The 18,216-nt window shown below is 44.8% G+C and carries 19 protein-coding genes; 6 read left to right on the top strand and 13 right to left on the bottom strand.

Features of this window, described 5'->3' with window-relative positions:
• Positions 1-142 precede the first annotated feature (142 nt).
• Positions 143-1,387 (bottom strand): Glu/Leu/Phe/Val family dehydrogenase, encoded by a 1,245-nt coding sequence (locus BVI01S_RS13970; protein ID WP_034763858.1) that lies wholly within the window; start codon positions 1,385-1,387, stop codon positions 143-145.
• 153 nt (positions 1,388-1,540) lie between these two features.
• Positions 1,541-2,734: an ornithine--oxo-acid transaminase gene (locus BVI01S_RS13965; RefSeq protein WP_061810653.1), complete on the bottom strand. Its 1,194-nt coding sequence runs from the start codon at positions 2,732-2,734 to the stop codon at positions 1,541-1,543.
• 389 nt (positions 2,735-3,123) lie between these two features.
• Between BVI01S_RS13965 and BVI01S_RS13960 the strand changes: the two genes are divergently transcribed.
• Positions 3,124-4,506 carry a sigma-54 interaction domain-containing protein gene (locus BVI01S_RS13960; RefSeq protein ID WP_061810651.1) on the top strand — a complete coding sequence of 461 codons (1,383 nt, stop codon included), beginning with the start codon at positions 3,124-3,126 and terminating at the stop codon, positions 4,504-4,506.
• Between the two features lie 170 nt (positions 4,507-4,676).
• Here BVI01S_RS13960 and BVI01S_RS13955 read toward each other — a convergent pair whose 3' ends face one another.
• The 5 genes from BVI01S_RS13955 to BVI01S_RS13935 all read right to left on the bottom strand — a co-directional run bounded on the left by BVI01S_RS13955 (position 4,677) and on the right by BVI01S_RS13935 (position 8,471).
• The gene (locus BVI01S_RS13955) at positions 4,677-5,009 is read right to left on the bottom strand and encodes a DUF779 domain-containing protein (RefSeq protein ID WP_061810650.1); all 333 of its coding nucleotides are present in this window, start codon (positions 5,007-5,009) and stop codon (positions 4,677-4,679) included.
• A 1-nt stretch (position 5,010) separates the two neighbouring features.
• Positions 5,011-6,531, bottom strand: coding sequence for an aldehyde dehydrogenase (gene adh, locus BVI01S_RS13950; protein WP_034763851.1), 1,521 nt, complete (start codon positions 6,529-6,531; stop codon positions 5,011-5,013).
• 195 nt (positions 6,532-6,726) lie between these two features.
• Complete coding sequence (locus BVI01S_RS13945; protein WP_231480024.1) at positions 6,727-7,284, bottom strand: MEDS domain-containing protein; 558 nt, start codon at positions 7,282-7,284, stop codon at positions 6,727-6,729.
• 145 nt (positions 7,285-7,429) lie between these two features.
• On the bottom strand, positions 7,430-7,864 hold the full coding sequence (gene yugI, locus BVI01S_RS13940) for a S1 domain-containing post-transcriptional regulator GSP13 (RefSeq protein WP_491571935.1): 435 nt from the start codon (positions 7,862-7,864) through the stop codon (positions 7,430-7,432).
• Positions 7,865-8,183: 319 nt separating this feature from the next.
• A complete protein-coding gene (locus BVI01S_RS13935; protein WP_034763845.1) occupies positions 8,184-8,471 on the bottom strand; it encodes a spore morphogenesis/germination protein YwcE in 288 nt (95 codons plus the stop codon).
• Positions 8,472-8,803: 332 nt separating this feature from the next.
• On the opposite strand from BVI01S_RS13935, the gene BVI01S_RS13930 reads away from it, so the two are divergent.
• Positions 8,804-10,132, top strand: coding sequence for a sodium-dependent transporter (locus BVI01S_RS13930; protein WP_034763843.1), 1,329 nt, complete (start codon positions 8,804-8,806; stop codon positions 10,130-10,132).
• Positions 10,133-10,272: 140 nt separating this feature from the next.
• On the top strand, positions 10,273-10,647 hold the full coding sequence (locus BVI01S_RS13925) for a helix-turn-helix domain-containing protein (RefSeq protein WP_034763841.1): 375 nt from the start codon (positions 10,273-10,275) through the stop codon (positions 10,645-10,647).
• 195 nt (positions 10,648-10,842) lie between these two features.
• Here BVI01S_RS13925 and BVI01S_RS13920 read toward each other — a convergent pair whose 3' ends face one another.
• The gene (locus BVI01S_RS13920; protein WP_061810649.1) at positions 10,843-12,012 is read right to left on the bottom strand and encodes an aminotransferase; all 1,170 of its coding nucleotides are present in this window, start codon (positions 12,010-12,012) and stop codon (positions 10,843-10,845) included.
• On the bottom strand, positions 12,009-12,509 hold the full coding sequence (locus BVI01S_RS13915; protein WP_034763838.1) for an Lrp/AsnC family transcriptional regulator: 501 nt from the start codon (positions 12,507-12,509) through the stop codon (positions 12,009-12,011). Before BVI01S_RS13915 ends, BVI01S_RS13920 begins: the two co-directional genes overlap by 4 nt.
• A 178-nt stretch (positions 12,510-12,687) precedes the next feature.
• Between BVI01S_RS13915 and BVI01S_RS13910 the strand changes: the two genes are divergently transcribed.
• Both BVI01S_RS13910 and BVI01S_RS13905 read left to right on the top strand, forming a co-directional pair.
• The gene (locus tag BVI01S_RS13910; RefSeq protein ID WP_034763837.1) at positions 12,688-13,596 is read left to right on the top strand and encodes an alpha/beta fold hydrolase; all 909 of its coding nucleotides are present in this window, start codon (positions 12,688-12,690) and stop codon (positions 13,594-13,596) included.
• Between the two features lie 152 nt (positions 13,597-13,748).
• Positions 13,749-14,912, top strand: coding sequence for a MalY/PatB family protein (locus tag BVI01S_RS13905; protein WP_034763835.1), 1,164 nt, complete (start codon positions 13,749-13,751; stop codon positions 14,910-14,912).
• Positions 14,913-14,970: 58 nt separating this feature from the next.
• On the opposite strand, the gene BVI01S_RS13900 is transcribed toward BVI01S_RS13905, so the two are convergent.
• The 3 genes from BVI01S_RS13900 to BVI01S_RS13890 form a co-directional block, all read right to left on the bottom strand.
• A complete protein-coding gene (locus BVI01S_RS13900) occupies positions 14,971-15,498 on the bottom strand; it encodes a superoxide dismutase family protein (protein WP_061810648.1) in 528 nt (175 codons plus the stop codon).
• Positions 15,499-15,643: 145 nt separating this feature from the next.
• Positions 15,644-15,844, bottom strand: a complete 201-nt coding sequence (locus tag BVI01S_RS13895; protein WP_034763833.1) for a hypothetical protein — start codon at positions 15,842-15,844, stop codon at positions 15,644-15,646.
• Positions 15,845-16,032: 188 nt separating this feature from the next.
• Positions 16,033-16,623: a peptidylprolyl isomerase gene (locus BVI01S_RS13890; protein ID WP_371928770.1), complete on the bottom strand. Its 591-nt coding sequence runs from the start codon at positions 16,621-16,623 to the stop codon at positions 16,033-16,035.
• Positions 16,624-16,865: 242 nt separating this feature from the next.
• Between BVI01S_RS13890 and kapB the strand changes: the two genes are divergently transcribed.
• On the top strand, positions 16,866-17,264 hold the full coding sequence (kapB, locus tag BVI01S_RS13885; RefSeq protein WP_034763828.1) for a kinase-associated lipoprotein KapB: 399 nt from the start codon (positions 16,866-16,868) through the stop codon (positions 17,262-17,264).
• A 48-nt stretch (positions 17,265-17,312) separates the two neighbouring features.
• Here the strand turns inward: kapB and kapD are convergent, their stop codons facing one another.
• Positions 17,313-17,933 carry a 3'-5' exonuclease KapD gene (gene kapD, locus BVI01S_RS13880; protein WP_034763825.1) on the bottom strand — a complete coding sequence of 207 codons (621 nt, stop codon included), beginning with the start codon at positions 17,931-17,933 and terminating at the stop codon, positions 17,313-17,315.
• Positions 17,934-18,216 lie beyond the last annotated feature (283 nt).

Raw genomic sequence — 18,216 nt, 5'->3', positions numbered from 1 at the left:
CCCCTCACCATCTATCCATACACACACAGACAGAGCCTCAGAGTTCCTATGTTAGAAATCAACAAGCTTTACGAAAAGAGCCCCTAAAAAAAGAACGTACCCCATATAAAATGAGAATACGTTCTTCTTATTCATGCGATCGTTACACCCAACCTCTAAATCTTGAGGCTTCAGCCATTTTGCGTGCGCCGACCATGTATGCGGCTAGTCGCATATTCACTCGACGATTCTGAGATGTTTCGTATACATTGTTGAAAGCTTCGACAAGTTTAGCATAAAGCTTCTCGTTTACTTCTTCTTCTGTCCAGTAGTACCCTTGATTGTTCTGAACCCATTCGAAATAAGAAACCGTTACCCCTCCGGCACTTGCCAGTACGTCCGGCACCAGGAGGATCCCTCTTTCTGACAGGATTCGTGTTGCTTCGAAGGTAGTAGGACCGTTTGCAGCTTCTACCACAATGGATGCTTTAATATCATAGACGTTGTCTTCCGTGATCTGATTTGAAATCGCTGCAGGTACAAGGATGTCACACTCGAGTTCGAGCAGTTCCTTATTTGAAATCGTGTTTTCAAATAATGTCGTTACAGTACCGAAGCTGTCCCTGCGATCCAACAGATAATCAATATCCAAACCGGCCGGATCATGGAGGGCACCATGGGCATCGGAAATCGCGATGACCTTTGCACCGGCATCATTCATGAATTTTGCAAGGAAGCTTCCGGCATTACCGAATCCCTGGATGACGACGCGTGCACCTTTAATATCGATGCCGCGTTTCTTTGCTGCTTGTTCGATACAGATGGTCACACCTTGAGCCGTTGCTTTTTCACGGCCTTGGGAACCACCAAGGACGATCGGTTTTCCTGTAATGAATCCCGGTGAGTCATTTTCACGGAGACGGCTGTATTCATCCATCATCCAAGCCATGATCTGAGAGTTTGTGTACACATCAGGTGCCGGGATATCCTTGGTCGGCCCAACGATCTGACTGATGGCACGTACGTAGCCGCGGCTTAGCTTCTCAAGCTCAGTGAAGGACATCGTACGCGGATCACAGATGATCCCGCCTTTCCCTCCACCATAAGGCAGATCCACAATCCCGCATTTCAAGCTCATCCACATGGACAAAGCCTTGACTTCCTCTTCATCCACTTCAGGATGGAATCGTACCCCACCCTTTGTCGGACCGACTGCGTCGTTATGCTGAGCACGGTAGCCCGTAAATACTTTGATACTGCCATCGTCCATTCGAACCGGGATCCGGACGGTCAACATACGAATCGGCTCTTTCAGAAGTTCATACATTTCTTCCGTATATCCAAGCTTCGATAAAGCATCATTGATGACATGCTGTGTAGAAGTAAACAGATTAAGGTTTTCTCCCATTGTAAACATTCGCCTCTTTATTATGTGATCTGAAACGTTGTTATTGTAACATATTACCGTATCTTAAACCATTGACTTGGGAAAGAAATAATTTTTATTTTCAAGCGTTTTCAAGGCTCTTCAAGAAAAAAACTTCTCAGTCCTCCTGAGCTTTCAAGACAGTACTTTTTTGATTCTTTCGATGGCCCAATCGAGGTCTTCTTGTGAGATGACCAGCGGCGGGGCAAAACGGATGACTGTATCATGTGTTTCTTTACAAAGCAGTCCTTCTTCTTTCAGTTGTTCACAGTATTTGCGGGCCGGTTCTGTCAGTTCCACCCCGATAAATAATCCGCTTCCACGAACTTCCTTAATCATAGGATTATCTATCTCACGAAGTTTACTCATAAAGTATTCTCCCATTTGAAGGGAACGGCCTGCAAGATCTTCATCGATCAATACATCAAGGGACGCAACAGACACCGCACATGCCATCGGATTCCCTCCGAACGTCGAGCCATGGGACCCTGGATTGAATACGCCCAGCACTTCTTCATTAGCAACCACACATGAAATCGGGAATACTCCGCCTCCGAGTGCTTTTCCAAGGATGTACATATCAGGATTGACCTCTTCCCACTCACATGCAAACATTTTTCCGGAACGGGCCAGCCCTGCCTGGATTTCATCAGCAATGAAAAGGACATTATTCTCCTTACATAATTCATACGCCGCTTTCAGGAACCCTTTTGGAGGGAACACGATTCCTGCTTCCCCTTGGATCGGTTCGATAAGGAACGCCGCTGTGTTTGGTGTGATCGCTTCTTTCAACGCATCAAGGTCCCCGTAAGGAATCAGGTTGATTCCCGGAAGCATCGGACCGAAGCCCCGCTTGTATTCCTCTTCTGAAGAAAGGGATACAGCTGTCATCGTCCTTCCGTGGAAGTTTCCGTTACAGGCGATGATTTCAGCGCTGTTCTCAGCAACACCCTTCACATCATACGCCCAGCGTCGAGCTGTCTTGATCGCCGTTTCCACAGCTTCAGCACCTGTATTCATCGGAAGAGCCATGTCTTTACCCGTCAGCTTACAGATCTTCTCATACCACGGTGCCAATTGATCATTATGGAACGCTCGTGACGTCAGTGTCACACGGTCTGCCTGATCTTTCAGCGCCTGGATGATCTTTGGATGACGATGTCCCTGGTTGACCGCTGAATAGGCGCTGAGCATATCCATATACTTATTGCCTTCAGGATCCTTTACCCATACACCTTCCGCTTCTGAAATAACGATCGGAAGTGGAAGATAATTTTTGGCACCATACTTTTCTGTTTGTTCGATGATCGAATGCGTACTTACTGTCATACTGATTCCTCCTTCGATATTTTAGATCTTTATCTTTTTTATAAAAGGATGAAGCCTCTGTTTTCAAAGGCCCCCTCCCGTTTTCACTCTTAACGTGGTACTGATGTTGTTTTTACACCAAGGTGAAGCAGAGTCTCAACTGTCCTGCTCCCTTAAAGAAAGATTTTATTCATCCTCATCTTCAAGTGTGCAAAAAATATTTGCATTTAGAAAACCCTTACATTTATAATAATGCAAAAGATAGTTGCGTTTTTCAAGAGTTTTTTAAAAATTTTTTATCATTCCACTCTTTTTGCGGATCCCGATGAGATGGGGCTCGCTTCCATCCATGTCAGTATGGGAAATCCGTACAAGAAAGAACCATAGATTAACAAGGGGAGAGAAACAGCATGCTGGAATCTGAAAAACGATTGTATATGTATGAAAAAGTCGCTGAACATCTCGAATCAGGTGTCCATGTCATCGATTCTACCGGAAGGACCATCATCTACAATCGCAAGATGCGTGAAATTGAAGGAATGGACATTGAAGACGTCCTGGATAAAAATCTGCTGGATGTTTTTCAATTTCACTCCGAGGAAGAAAGCACCCTTTTAAAGGTTTTAAAAACCAATAAACCTACCCTCAATGTCAAGCAGACCTACTTTAATATGAACGGAATCGAAATCACGACGATGAATGATACCTTCCCAATTTTTCTCGATGAAATGCTGATCGGAGCCATCGAAATTGCCAGGGACATCACCAAACTCGAGAAGGTGATGAGGGATCAGATACATAAAAAGCCCAGCAGTTTCTTCACCTTTGACAGTATCATAGGGCATCACCCCCGGCTCTGTGACGCTGTCGAAACAGGGAAACGGGCGACCCGGACCTCTTCCCCTGTCTTGATCTGCGGAGAAATCGGGACCGGGAAGGAGCTGTTCGCCCAAAGCATCCACAACGACAGCGCCCGTGCCAACCGTCCCTTCATCACCCAGAACTGCTCTTCTTTACGCGATGACATGCTTGAAGAAATTCTTTTTCATGACAAGAGTGAGGGGAAAGACCCTGAACATCACCGTCCCTCTCTCTTCCGACAGGCACAGGGAGGAACTCTCCTCCTTGACGAAATCAACTCATTATCCCCTTCCCTTCAGGAGAAACTGCTAAACTTCTTCTCAAGAGGGACGGACCTTCCATTTGACGTCAGGGTGATGGCAACGGTGAACGAGGATCCCATCGACGCCATTGCAGAAGGGCGGTTATTGAAGGAGCTGTATTATCGGCTGAGCATCGTGTCTATCTTCATTCCTTCTCTCCGTTCGAGAAAAGAAGATCTGACTGAGCTTGTGGATTATTTCATCAACCAGTTCAACCATCGTTTCGCCATGAATATCAAGGGGATATCCGACGAAGTGCAGGAGATTTTCCAACAATATGACTGGCCGGGGAACGTACGGGAGCTCGAGCATGTCATGGAAGGGGCATTCAACCTTGTAGGGTTTGAGGAAGAAATCGGCTACAAGCACCTTCCCTTTGGATTCAGGCAGAGAATCCAACATAGTGTGACAGATGATGAAAGCCAGGATGGAGCGGAATTCCTCTATCAATCAGGTACGGAAATCAAGCCGTTGGAGCTTTTCATAGAGGAAGCCGAAACCTATTATATCCAGAAGGCATTGAAATACCACGACTTCAATATCACCAAGACAGCGAAAGCATTGGGGATGAGCAGACAGAATCTACAGTACCGGATACGGAAATACGGGATCGAGCGGAATTCGTTTTAATTGGTTGGAGACCACTTTCTCTTTTGGGGGAGTGGTATTTTTGTTGGGGGAGAGGTGGAGGTTGGCATTGTTCGACGGCGGCGAAGGTTGTCGTTTATTTTTAGAAGGATTGATATTTTCATAAAAAAAGAGACAACCTGTCAAACAGGCTGCCTCTAAAAGTGTTCATCTCATACTTTCATCAATTTGGAATCCGTAATGAATCGTACACCTTCCGTAGATTCCAGGGAGAATACTCCCCCTCTGCCTTCTTTCACATCCAATATGATCCGGAAATGCTTCCAATACTCATATTGCTGCTCATTCATATAAAAAGGACAGTCGGCTACAGTACCTACCAATACATCACTGTCACCGATGATCAGATCATCTTGACTCAAACACATAGGGGAACTGCCATCACAACATCCACCGGACTGATGAAACAAGAGGGCACCGTGCTTTGCCTTTAACGTTTCAATCAGTTGGAGTGCTTGTTCTGTCGCCTCTAGTCGCTGCTCCATTTTAGAAGAATCCTAACGCTTTAGGACTATAGCTGACTAGTAAATTCTTCGTTTGTTGATAGTGTGACAGCATCATTTTATGGTTTTCACGACCAATACCGGACATTTTGTAGCCTCCGAATGCTGCATGTGCCGGATATTGGTGGTAGCAGTTGGTCCATACGCGTCCTGCCTGAACCTCTCTGCCGAAACGGTAAGCTGTGTTCATGTCACGCGTCCATACACCCGCACCCAGTCCATAAAGAGTGTCATTGGCGATTTCAAGGGCTTCTTCTTTCGTCTTGAACGTCGTCACGGAAACAACCGGTCCAAAGATTTCTTCCTGGAAAATGCGCATTTTATTATCGCCTTTGAATACAGTCGGCTTCACGTAGAATCCTGCTTCATGATCGCCTTCGAGTTTATTCTGCTCTCCACCGATCAATACTTCTGCCCCTTCTTCTTTACCAATTTCAATATAAGAAAGGATTTTATCCAATTGCTCCTGAGAAGCCTGGGCACCAAGCATCGTGTCCGTATCCAGCGGATTCCCCTGCTTGATTTGTTTCACCCGCTCGATCGCGCGCTCCATGAACTTATCGTAGATGGATTCCTGGATCAGGGCTCTTGAAGGACAGGTACACACTTCCCCTTGGTTCAGGGCAAACATGACGAACCCTTCAACTGCTTTATCAAGGAAGTCATCATCCTGATCCATGACATCTTCAAAGAAGATATTAGGTGATTTCCCACCAAGCTCCAATGTGACAGGAATAATATTCTGTGACGCATATTGCATGATCAGGCGGCCGGTTGTCGTTTCACCCGTGAAGGCTACTTTCCCAACACGCTTGCTCTGTGCGAGGGGCTTCCCTGCTTCCACTCCAAATCCTTGTACCACATTCAGCACGCCTTTTGGCAGCAGGTCTTCAATTAGTTCAACCAGTACCATGATGGATGCAGGCGTTTGTTCTGCCGGCTTCAATACAACACAGTTTCCTGCGGCAAGGGCAGGGGCGATCTTCCACACGGCCATGAGGATCGGGAAGTTCCAAGGGATGATCTGGGCCACAACCCCGATCGGCTCATGGAAGTGATAAGAAACCGTATCGTTATCAATTTCCCCAAGTGAACCTTCCTGACCTCTGATGCATCCGGCGAAGTAGCGGAAATGATCGACCGCTAGCGGTAAGTCTGCAGCCATCGTTTCACGGACCGGCTTCCCGTTATCCCACGTTTCAGCTACCGCAAGCATTTCAAGATTCTCTTCCATGCGATCGGCGATTTTGTTCAGGATATTGGCTCTTTCTGCTACAGACGTTTTCCCCCATGCGTCTTTCGCTGCATGTGCCGCGTCCAATGCCTTTTCTACATCCTCTTTGTTTGAACGGGCGATTTTGGTGAATACTTGGCCCGTTACAGGAGATACATTTTCAAAATACTCCCCGCTTGCAGGCGGAACATATTCCCCACCGATAAAGTTCTCATACTTGTCTTTGAATTGGACCAACGAACCTTCTGTATTCGGATTATTATAAAGCATCTAAGTTCCTCCTGATTTTTATGTATTTTTAATTAGTTAAGCGCTTTCATTTTTCATTATATGCCATTTAGGAGGTACGGACAAGTATATTGTATAAATATTCTTTATTTTTAGTTAATTAAAGACAAAATGCTCCATGAATGGACAAAACTTTTCCATAAAAAAAGATGACCCTATAGAAGGATCATCTTTCTTTCAACTACTGTAGACTACCGAGGATAAAATATCATGGTCGGTCATGAGATGACCGTGATTTTTCTTTAATGATTCTGCCAGTTGCTCTGGCATTTTCTCCGAGTTGTAAGCACAGACAACAGTCAGGTTGAGCTCATGGACTACACGGTCGGTTTCGTTCTCGAACCAATCAACGATGGAGCATGGATCTTCCAATGCCCCCCATTCCACATTTGTCCATGATCTAAAGTTAATCCCTTTTTCAATAAAGGGTGTAATTGTCTTCATCAGTTGCTCATATATAGCTGGGGGATGATAACTTCCACTGGATTGATAAAAGTCAAAGTTACTGACAGTGTGGACCTTTTCCAATTGATCGCTCGTTAATCGACTTTTTAGCTCTTTACTAAATACGTTCATGTTTCTCTCGTTTTCAATTAATAAGACGTGTTCTCCCGATTCAATCCCTTCCAGGATGTAGGTAATCGTATTTTCCAGGTACTTCTCTCTATCCTGATAGGCATAAAGCACATGAGTACAGTCATTCGCCTCTAATAGTTCACTTATCTTCTCTTTCAATTCATGCCACCTCCCCATATCTCTTTCTCTTAGAACTTATTCAATACTATATTGGTAAAATCCTCTATTATATAAGGAATTCATTAAATTGTATAGAGTTTGTAATAAAAAAACTGCCCATTGAAGGACAGTTTTGGAAAGGTTATTATTTCTTGATTAGATCTTCACGTTCTGATTGCTCGATCCACTCTTCAAGCTTGTCTTTAAGAGTATTGAAGCCAGCTGGTGTTGTTTCTTCGTTTGCTTGCTTCACACTTCCTTGACCTTGACGGCGAGGTTTTTTCGCTGCTGCCGGCTTTGCTTGTTGAGCAGGAGCTTCTTCTGTAGCACGGATAGAAAGGCTGATTTTACCAGCTGCTTCGTCCACTGATAATACTTTAACCTTTACTTCGTCGCCTACTGAAAGGTGCTCACTAACGTCTTTAACAAATCCGTGAGTGATTTCAGAGATATGAACTAATCCTTGAGTTTCTTCGTCAAGTGCAACGAACGCACCGTATGGTTGAATGCCTGTAACTTTACCTGTTACAACAGTTCCTGTTTCGAATTTTGTAGTCATGGTAACACTCCTAGTATATATATTATTTTTCGTCTTTACACGCAATTGTAGATTATATCATAGAATCGGGAATTCGGCAAAGGGATTTTCTCTGCGCTCCTTCCTTTACATCCTACCATCTGTCTAGAATTGCTTTCTCACTAGTTATGCTTCCCAATTATTCATGTTATTAAAACAGAATGTAACAGGGCTTCCACCGGGTTCAATCCGTTCCGAAGGCTGGTGTTGGACATTTCACGTATCCACCCCTTTCTTCTATAGTATGTCACCTCTCCCCCTTTAAAGAAATCATCCGCCTTAGCAAAAAAAAAAAGCCCAACCCAATCAAATATGGGTCAGACTAAAAGTTCTTGATGGCTGAAGATTTTTTCTTTCTTTGCTTTTGGATAAACGGAACGGCATATAACATGAAGGCTGCGATATGTGCGAATGCAAGATTTGCCACGAAAAGACTCCATAGGGTTACATGTCCCCAGCCTCCGAGCTCGGGTACCGCTACATAATAGATAAACACTGACCATAGAGCTATAACAAATGGGATGTGAAGAACCGCCCATTTACGATGTTCGACCCAAAGAAAAAGTGGAGTTGCCGTTGCGACGAATAGGTATACTAGAAAGACATCCATTTCAATTCCTCCATTTCTGTAGTAAACGCTTTCAATTGTGGCGAAAAAAAGAATAATTTGTGAACGTTTTGTTACAATTAGTATACTACATATTCAGAAAATTTCCAGTCTATTTGCCTTGTTTTTGACTTCTTTTCTAAAAATTAGTTGAAAAGTAATGTTTTTAAGCGTTTTCATCCATAATAAATGGAAATATGGTGCCATCCTTTCTTCATTGAATACCATTACCTGTCCTTTACCCCATTTATTGAAAATTTAAAAATCCGGTGTACAGAGGTACTAAAACATAGTACGATTGAAAAATCTTATTTTTTGAAAGGAGGATCTTACGTATGGCCAAGAAAGATCAATGGACTTCTAAAATAGGCTTCATCCTGGCAGCAGCAGGGTCCGCCATCGGCTTGGGCGCGATTTGGAAATTCCCTTATATGGCCGGTGCGAATGGCGGGGGTGTTTTCTTCTTGCTCTTTATACTTTTTACCGTTTTAATTGGGACCCCCATTCTTCTCGCTGAATTTGTCATCGGCAGGCGTGCAGGGGCGGATGCTGTTACTTCTTATAAAATATTGGCCCCTCATTCCCGTTGGCACTGGATCGGTTATTTAGGAACGGTAGTGTCGTTCATCATCTTATCCTTTTACAGTGTGGTGGGGGGATGGATTCTTTCCTACTTGGCAAGAAGTGTGACAGGCTCTTTGACAGGAAAATCGCAGGAACAATATGGGGCTTTATTTGAAAGCATCATAGCGAATCCAAAAGAAGTGCTGATCGCTCAGTTCGCCTTCATCGTCATCACGATCCTTGTCGTACAGGGCGGGATTCAAAAAGGGATCGAACGTGCCAGTCGCTATATGATGCCTGCACTATTCATTTTATTCATCATTCTGGTGATCAGATCCCTGACATTGGAAGGTGCGATGGAAGGTGTCCGCTTCCTGTTACTACCTGATTGGAGCTATTTGAATGGAGAGACGGTCCTCCTCGCACTGGGACAGGCATTCTTCGCTTTAACGGTCGGACTATCTGTCATGGTGACGTATGCATCGTATCTCTCTAAAGAAGACAGCATGCCAAGGTCCGCCATCAGCGTTTCAAGTCTGAATATCTTTATTTCCCTGCTTGCAGGTCTGGTGATTTTCCCGGCTGTGTATGCACTGGGCTTCAAACCTGATGAAGGACCCGGGATTGCCTTTGTGGTCCTTCCTGCCGTGTTCAATGAGATTGCATTCGGTGGGATATTCTTGACTGTGTTCCTTATCCTGTTACTCTTTGCCACCCTGACATCGGCTTTCTCCATCTTGGAAATCGGGGTCGCTGCCTTGTCCAAGGGGAATCAGAAGAAACGAATGCCGTTCACCTGGCTGATCGGGATCCTCGTATTCATTGCGGGAATTCCAAGTGCCCTGTCATTTGGTGTATTCGATGAATTTCTTATCGGAGGAAAGAACTTTTTCGACTTCGCCGATTATATAACGAGCAACTTCGGACTGCCTGTAGGTGCTCTACTCATTTCCATCTTTGTATCGTACCGAATGAAACGCGAGGACGTCTGGACTGAACTTCAATCCGGTTCATCCATATCCAGGGGCTTATTCAACAGTTGGATCTTCCTCCTGCGCTACATCGTACCAGTAGCGATCATACTCGTTTTCATATCGTGAATCTAAGAGGTCCGTCCCTCACCTTGAGGGACGGACCTCTTATATATGTAACATTTTGTTCACGGGTTACCGGGCTAATTTTTTCCAATTGGTGATAAACTAAAGATATACGGAAGGCATTTATGAGGAGGGATTTTGCTATGTCTCATTTTGGTGAAAATCTGAAACGAATAAGGGAAGAGCGTAAATTGTCTCAACAGGAATTGGCTTTACGGGCCCGATTGGGAACGAAAACGATTGAGAAATATGAATCTGATTTGCAGATTCCCGACACCCAAACCATCCTTAAACTTTCTACTGTTCTTGATATTCCTGCTTCCGAACTCATGGAACGGGAAGTGAAGGGTCATCATACTCCTGCAGGGGTCGACGCTGAGATGGAGCAGCTGATCAAAGAACTTGGCCCCAAGCGGACGAAGCTCATCCTTCGCAAGGCAAAGGAATTCTCAGAAGAGGATTTTCTGAGGGTGATGCAAATGCTATATGAATTGAAGTATGAAACACAAGATTCGTAAAAACTTTTTTTAATAAAGATGTATAAAGGAACAAAAAAGGGGTCATACTGAAAATAAGCTTTCTAAGTATTCCCCCTTTTGTTTTCATTTGTTGGACGATCATGGTATCGTCCTATTTTTTTGCTCATTTTTAAGGATGCCTGGCGTCGACCGGTAATCCGGTGCCAGGCATCCTTTCATGTAAACCCTAACTCATTAACTGTGATTCTCCACAAATCGCTTCATCCGTTTCACAGCCTCCTGCAGCTGCTCCATACTGGATGCATAAGAACAACGGATAAACCCTTCTCCACCTTTACCGAATACATTACCGGGCACAACCGCCACTTTCTCTTCCATCAGGAGTTTTTCTGCAAATTCCCCGGAAGACATTCCCGTCTTTTGAATGGAAGGAAAGGCATAGAACGCTCCTCCCGGGGTATGGCATGTTAATCCCAATTCGTTCAGGGAGTCGACGAAATAGTGACGGCGGTGACGGTAGCTTCTCTTCATTTCCATCACATCGTCCATCCCCTTATCCAGTGCCTCGACTGCTGCATATTGTGCAGGCGTCGACGCACACATCATGGCGTACTGATGGATCTTCAATAAGGATGACGCAATCTCTTCAGGGGCGCATATATAGCCGAGCCTCCAGCCCGTCATGGCGAACCCTTTCGAGAAGCCGTTGATGACGATGGTCCTTTTTCTCATGTCTTCCAGCGAAGCGATTGATACATGGTGATGGTCATAGGCAAGCTCCGCATAAATTTCATCTGAGAAGACAACGAGATCATGCTTCCGGATCACTTTAGCGAGACTCTCTAAATTCCCTCGTTCAAGGACCGTCCCTGTCGGATTGTTCGGGGAACAAAGCAACACAGATTTGGTCTTTGACGTGATGGCTGCTTCGAGTTCTTCAGCTGTGAGCTTGAAGCCATTTTCCGGTTTAGTTTCGACAGTAACCGGCACTCCGCCAGCCAACTGAACGAGGGGAACGTACGACACGAAGCCCGGTTCCACGATGATCACTTCATCCCCCTGATCGATGATGGCCCTCATGCTGATATCAAGTGCCTGTGAGGCCCCGACCGTCACGATGATTTCCGTTTTCGGATCATAGTCAACCGAGTATCCCTCTTTCATATACCGGGCAATCTTTTCCCTCAACTCGAGAAGTCCTGCATTAGCAGTATAAGAGGTATATCCCTGTTCCAAGGATAGAATCGCCGCTTCCCTCACCGTCCAGGAGGTGATGAAATCCGGTTCCCCAACGCCTAAGGAAATGACCCCTTCCATATTGGCGGCCAGATCGAAGAATTTCCTGATTCCCGAAGGCTTTAAATTCTTAACGGATTGAGCTATGTACGATGTCTTGGTTGTCATGGGGACACCACGATTCTTCTATCTTCTCCATGATCACCGAAAATCGTTCCATCATGCTTATATTTCTTCAATTGAAAATGGGTGGTCGTTGATAAGACAGAATCCAGGGTGGAGAGCTTTTCAGACACGAATGTCGCCACTTCATGCATGGACCGACCTTCCACCGTCACAGACAAATCATACGCCCCTGACATCAGATAAACACTTTTCACTTCTTTATATCGGTAAATCCGGTGAGCCACTTCATCAAAGCCCACTCCTCTTTTCGGAGCGACTTTCACATCAATCATGGCCGTCACCCCTTCATGACCCTCCACTTTCGACCAGTCCACAATCGAGCTGTATCTGACAAGAATATTCGCTTTTTCAAGTTTTTCAACCGCTTCCTCAATTTCCTTTGCCGGCACTTGAAGCATCTTTCCTAAATCTTCTGTGGAAATCCTTGCATCCTTCTGTAAAATCCTTACTAAATCAAGCTCCATTTCTCTCAGTTGCATTCCGCTTCCTCCTCATCGCCACTAAATGGTTTCATTATATCAGAAGTCTCGAATATGAAAAGTGTCAACCTATTTTCCCCCTTAAAGGGATGGGATATGTCAGAAGGTTCGAATCAAGGTGTGAAATGCGGAATCGGGGGTAAAATAACTATAATCAAACCAGAAAGGAGTGAGGAAAATGCAGGAAAACGATTTCTCCAGAGTGGTGGAGGTGAACGGTACCAATGTTTACTTTGAATATCATGAACATCCCACTGCCTCAGAGACCTTCGTCCTTCTTCACGGATTCCTGTCATCCACCTTCAGCTTCAGACGGCTTACACCTCTTTTAAAGGAACATTATAATGTCATTTCCATCGACCTCCCTCCCTTTGGAAACAGTGGGAAGCACAACAGCTTCATCTATTCATACGACAATCTTGCCAATACGGTCATCGCTTTGTTGGACCACCTGAGGGTAAGCAGCATCCATTTGACGGGTCATTCCATGGGTGGGCAGATCGCCTTGAATGTCATGAAAAAAGCCCCGGACTTAGTGAAAAGAGGCATCCTGCTCTGCAGTTCAGGATATCTTAAGCGGATGAATTGGCCCGTCACGATGCTGAGCCGCATCCCTTTTTTCCACCTTTATGTGAAACTGTGGCTTACTCGCTCAGGGGTCCGCAATAACCTTGAAAACGTCGTGCATGACTCTACCATGATTGATGATGAAATGATGTTTGGATATTTGAGACCTTTCCTGGAGGATGATATTTTCAAAGCACTGACAAGGATGATCCGGGACCGGGAAGGAGATCTATCGGTGAGTGATCTGCGAACGATCCAAACCCCCTGCCTCCTCGTTTGGGGAGAACATGACAGGGTGGTGCCTTTATCAACGGGAGAGAGGCTGAATCAGGATATCCCTAACAGCAAACTCGTAGTCCTGAAAGAGACGGGGCATCTTGTACCAGAAGAAAAACCAAGGGAAGTATTGGAGAATATTCATTCATTTGTTTCCGCCTCCACGGAAGAAGTACCGGATGAGGCCAGGACTGAGCCTCTATTTCAAAAAGGACTTTCCCAGACGCTTCTAACTGAAACGTAGGGAGAAGTCCCTTTTTCTTTCCCTTTGAGAAGGGACTCCATCACGCTTCACTTCCTGTTCTGAAAGATAAACGATAAACATATCATTTTCATCTTTTTCGTTTCCATCATATGATAATACTTACACATACATAATCGAAAGGGGAATAATCAATGAGTAGATTTGAAGAAGTCATCAACCGGAAAGGATCCTCCTCCGTTAAGTGGGATCTCACAAAAACCGTGTTTGGGAGAGACGATGTCCTGCCTATGTGGGTGGCAGATATGGACTTCCTTCCGCCTGAGGCCGTATTGGAAGCCCTCGGGAACAGACTGAAGCACGGGATCTTCGGTTACACGTTTGTAGGAGATGAGACTGCGGCCAGCATTAAAGAGTGGGTTCAAAAACGTCACGGCTGGGATATCGAAACAACCTGGCTGCAATACAGTCCCGGTGTCGTTCCCGCTATATCAACGATCATCCAGGCACTCACGGTTCCCGGAGACAAGGTGCTTGTCCAATCTCCCGTCTATACTCCCTTTTTCAGCCTGGTGGAGGATAATGACAGGGAAATTGTCAATGCCCGACTGCAATATCACGAAGGAAGATATTCCATCGATTTTCACGCTTTTGAAGAATCCCTCAAAACAGGTGTGAAGCTATTCCTTCTGTGCAATCCTCATAATCCGAGCGGACGGGTGTGGAAGAAAGAAGAGCTAGTCAAAATGGCTGAATTATGTCACAAGTACAACGTCTTGATTGTGTCGGATGAAATCCATTCAGATCTGGTTTATAAACATCATACGCATATCCCCCTCGCCTCTCTCGATGAAACATTCCGAGATATGACGATTACATGCATTGCCCCGAGTAAAACCTTTAACCTTGCCGGGTTACAGGCTTCAGCCATGATCACTCCCAATGCTGAAATCAGGGATAAGATCGCAGGCATCCATAAAAAACAGGGCTTCTTTACTCTTAATACACTCGGTATCATCGGAATGGAAACAGCCTATCGCCACGGCGAACAATGGTTAGATGAAATCCTGGATTACCTGCTGGAAAATGTAAACGTTACGAAGGAATTCATTGAAGAACATCTGCCCGAACTGCAAGTTGTGGAAGCAGAGGGGACGTACCTTCTCTGGATCGATTGTACGAAGTTGAACCTATCCGATGATGAATTGAAGAATCGATTATTAGATAAAGGGAAACTTGCATTGGAACCGGGTACGAAATATGGATCTGGCGGAGAAGGCTTTGTCCGCATGAACATTGCATGTCCACGGGAGACGCTGATGGACGGGCTGGAAAGACTAAGGACTGCATTAAGCTGAATTAAAAATGTACCAGGTACGGATCATTCCGATTCTACCTGGTACATTTTTTTAACGGCTATTTCTTATCGCTTTTGATCTCGCCACAGGCAATGCGCTTACCGGAATCCCCCGAAGGTTGTGTCATTCCGTCGTCTTTGTTTTCATCAATGATGAGCGAGGTCCCTTCTTTTGTAAAAAGAGAGGTCTTCCCCTTAGATAACGTAACCATCGGAGCCATGAGCTTCACCTTCACCGTTCCGTCTTCCCCCACGATGAGGTTGGGCAGATCTCCGCCGTGGGCCCCTTCAGGATGAAGCAGTCCGTGCTTCGTGTCGTCAGGATTGAAGTGATTACCTGACGATACGAAATCCGGCCGCTTGCATACTCCTTTTTCATGTATATGGATTCCGTGCTCACCCGGTGGAAGTCCTTCGAGATCCAATGCGATTTCCACTCCGTCAGATTGCTCCTGAAGGGTGGCATTCCCCAGTGAATCACCGTTCTCATTTTTCATTTCCACTTCCAGCTTTTTCGGGTTTTCAATGGCACATCCGCTTACAAGGAGTGTGATCATGACCATATATAATAGGGATAATTTTTTCATATCGCTCTTCCTCCATCTCTGCATACTCTTTCACCATTGTTGACTCCCGTGGTGAAAATTATTCCTACTTCCTTGAAGTGCTGCTGTATGAAGGATATCCATCAGAACGAAAAAAAACACGCTCTGGAGGCGTGTTCCGGTTGCTTTATTCTGTTCTCTTCTGAATCCTTGCTTCTTCTTCCATTTTCTTTGTTTTCAATTCTTCGCGTTTTGAAGCTTTCTGGATGATCCGGAAAGTGAGCAGGGCAGCGATCATGAAAATGGCCATCGTAATGCCGGCTGGGATATATTCTGTCTTATCTTCGGGGAAATAGAGAAATAAATTTAAAATAAATGAAGAAAGCATGGTACGCTCCTTTCGAAAACAAACTCTTTGTCCATTATAACAACTCTCCCAAGGACAAACCAACTTCAAATTGTCACCTTTTTAACGATTTATTGAACGTCCACGCGACAATTTCCGAGGAAATACCCCTTCTTTCCCTATATAAAAAAACCGCAAACCCACAAAATGGTGTTCACGGCTCTTCAGATTTATTTTACAACCTTGATGTTTTCAATGATGACGTCTTCTTTAGGAAGATCGTTCGCTCCCACTTCTACGTTAGCGATCTTATCCACGATGTCCATGCCGTCCACCACTTGTCCGAATACAGTGTGCTTCTGGTCAAGCCAAGGCGTTCCACCGTTCTCCATGTAGGCATCGACGATTTGATCCGGGAATCCCGCAGATTTCATTTGATCTTCCAGCTGAGGGTCGATGTCACTTTTTTGTACGATGAAGAATTGGCTGCCATTCGTATCAGGGCCGGCATTCGCCATCGAAAGGGCACCGCGCAGATTGAATAATTCCGGTGAAAATTCATCTTCGAATGATTCTCCGTAAATGCTTTCCCCACCCGTTCCGTTTCCATTCGGGTCTCCGCCCTGAATCATGAAGTCTTTAATGACCCGGTGGAATTTCAAACCATCGTAATAACCGTCTTTACTATGTTTGATAAAGTTCTCCACGGTTTTAGGCGCCTGTTCCGGGAATAACTTGATCTTGATGGTTCCCATGGATGTTTTCATTTCAACTAATTTTTCGTTTTCAGCAACTTCTGTTGTCAGCTGAGGATAGGTCATATCTTCATCTCCTTTGGTTTCTTCTGTTGTTTTCTGCTTCTCGGATGCTTTTGGCTTTTCTTCAGTGGTATCTCCCTTTTCTGTTTGTCCACATGAGGCAAGAACTAAACCTAGTAAACAGAGGGTAACGATCATTAAACGCTTCATATATGTACCTCCACATGTTACCTTTATAGTAGTTATTTCTCAGTTTCATTCTGCTTACATTATAATAGAGATTGATGTATTAGAGGAGGTTTTTTATGAAAAACATACAAATTGGTGATTATGTCACAGCTTTTTATAAAACGGGAAAATATGTAGGGGAGGTCACAGGAGAACGACCAGGTGCCTTTGTCGTGAAGATCCAGGCTGTCTTAAAGCATCCGAGGCAAGGCGACCTGCACAATCCACAGGCTGTAGATGTACCCTTGTTTCATGAACGAAAAGCCCTTGCCCACGGCGAGCGTGCCAATATGCCGGAGAAAATGGTCAAGCCATATGACGGGGACATCCCCGATTACAACGAAACACTTGTCTCCTCATACTTAACATTAAAGCAGGAGCTTGAAGCAGACGCTTCCCCCCACGCACAAAAGAGTCTTGAAACATTGCAATCGATTCAAAAGGAATACGAACTGATGTATAATCTCACATTTTAATGAACGACGAGGGACGGACCTTCAAATGAAGGTCCGTCCCTCGTCTTGTCATGCAAGCTGGTTGTAGAATTTGGAGAGGTCGATTCGGTCTCCGATGGTGGTGGGTTCGGCTTTATCGAGGTATTTTTTATCTTTTTCGACCAGGTTATAGATGTGCTGGGTGGTGAGGGCATCATCCAACGCTTTATGGTGCTTTCCGACACCTTCCCTTCCATATTCCTGGACGGCCTTCCATAGTCCCGTCTGGTTCTGATCACCGAAGAAGCGTTTATATTCCATGGACAGATCGACGAATTGAGCTTGGAAAGGAAATGGAACGCCTGTCTGGGCGCAATTATCGCGCAGTACCTTCATATCCATGTTTCCCCACGTCACTACTTTCGCGACTCCCTTATCATTTAACCCGTTGAAATAATCAATCAGACATTGGAACGATATCCCTGCATCCACTTCACTCTGGCTGATGGATAAAAATCGTTTGCAGCGGTTGGTCAGTTTGGGAAATGCAGTCGGTTTCACATAAGAGGAAAACGTACCTGACACCTTTCCATACTCCACCACCACTACCCCTGCTTCGATGATTTCAGGGAAGAAACCTTTGGGGACCCTATGTCGTTCCGGCATAGAAAACTCAAAATCTATAAACACAAGCTGTTCCGCTTTCGCCACTTAAACTCCCTCCTCAAAATGTAGATAAGACCCCAATTTATCTATAATAAAGAATGTTTTCAGGATAATCCTATTTTTTTTGCTCCGAACGGAGAACTGTGCGACAAGCTCTTCATTTCTCCATACTTCTTATTCTTACATTATATCATGCTAAGCCCGGAAATTATGACTAATTCCCGGTTTTCCATGTGAATAAATGTTATTCAGTGGACTATGATCCAAATCTTTAATAAAATGAATATTTAGGTATACGAAATAAAAAACCAAATAGAAGGTGTTAATC

It is taken from the genome of Rossellomorea vietnamensis NBRC 101237 (assembly GCF_001591825.1).
In the GTDB taxonomy this organism is placed as follows: Bacteria; Bacillota; Bacilli; order Bacillales; family Bacillaceae_B; genus Rossellomorea; species Rossellomorea vietnamensis.
This window is presented reverse-complemented; position numbering and strand designations above follow the sequence as displayed.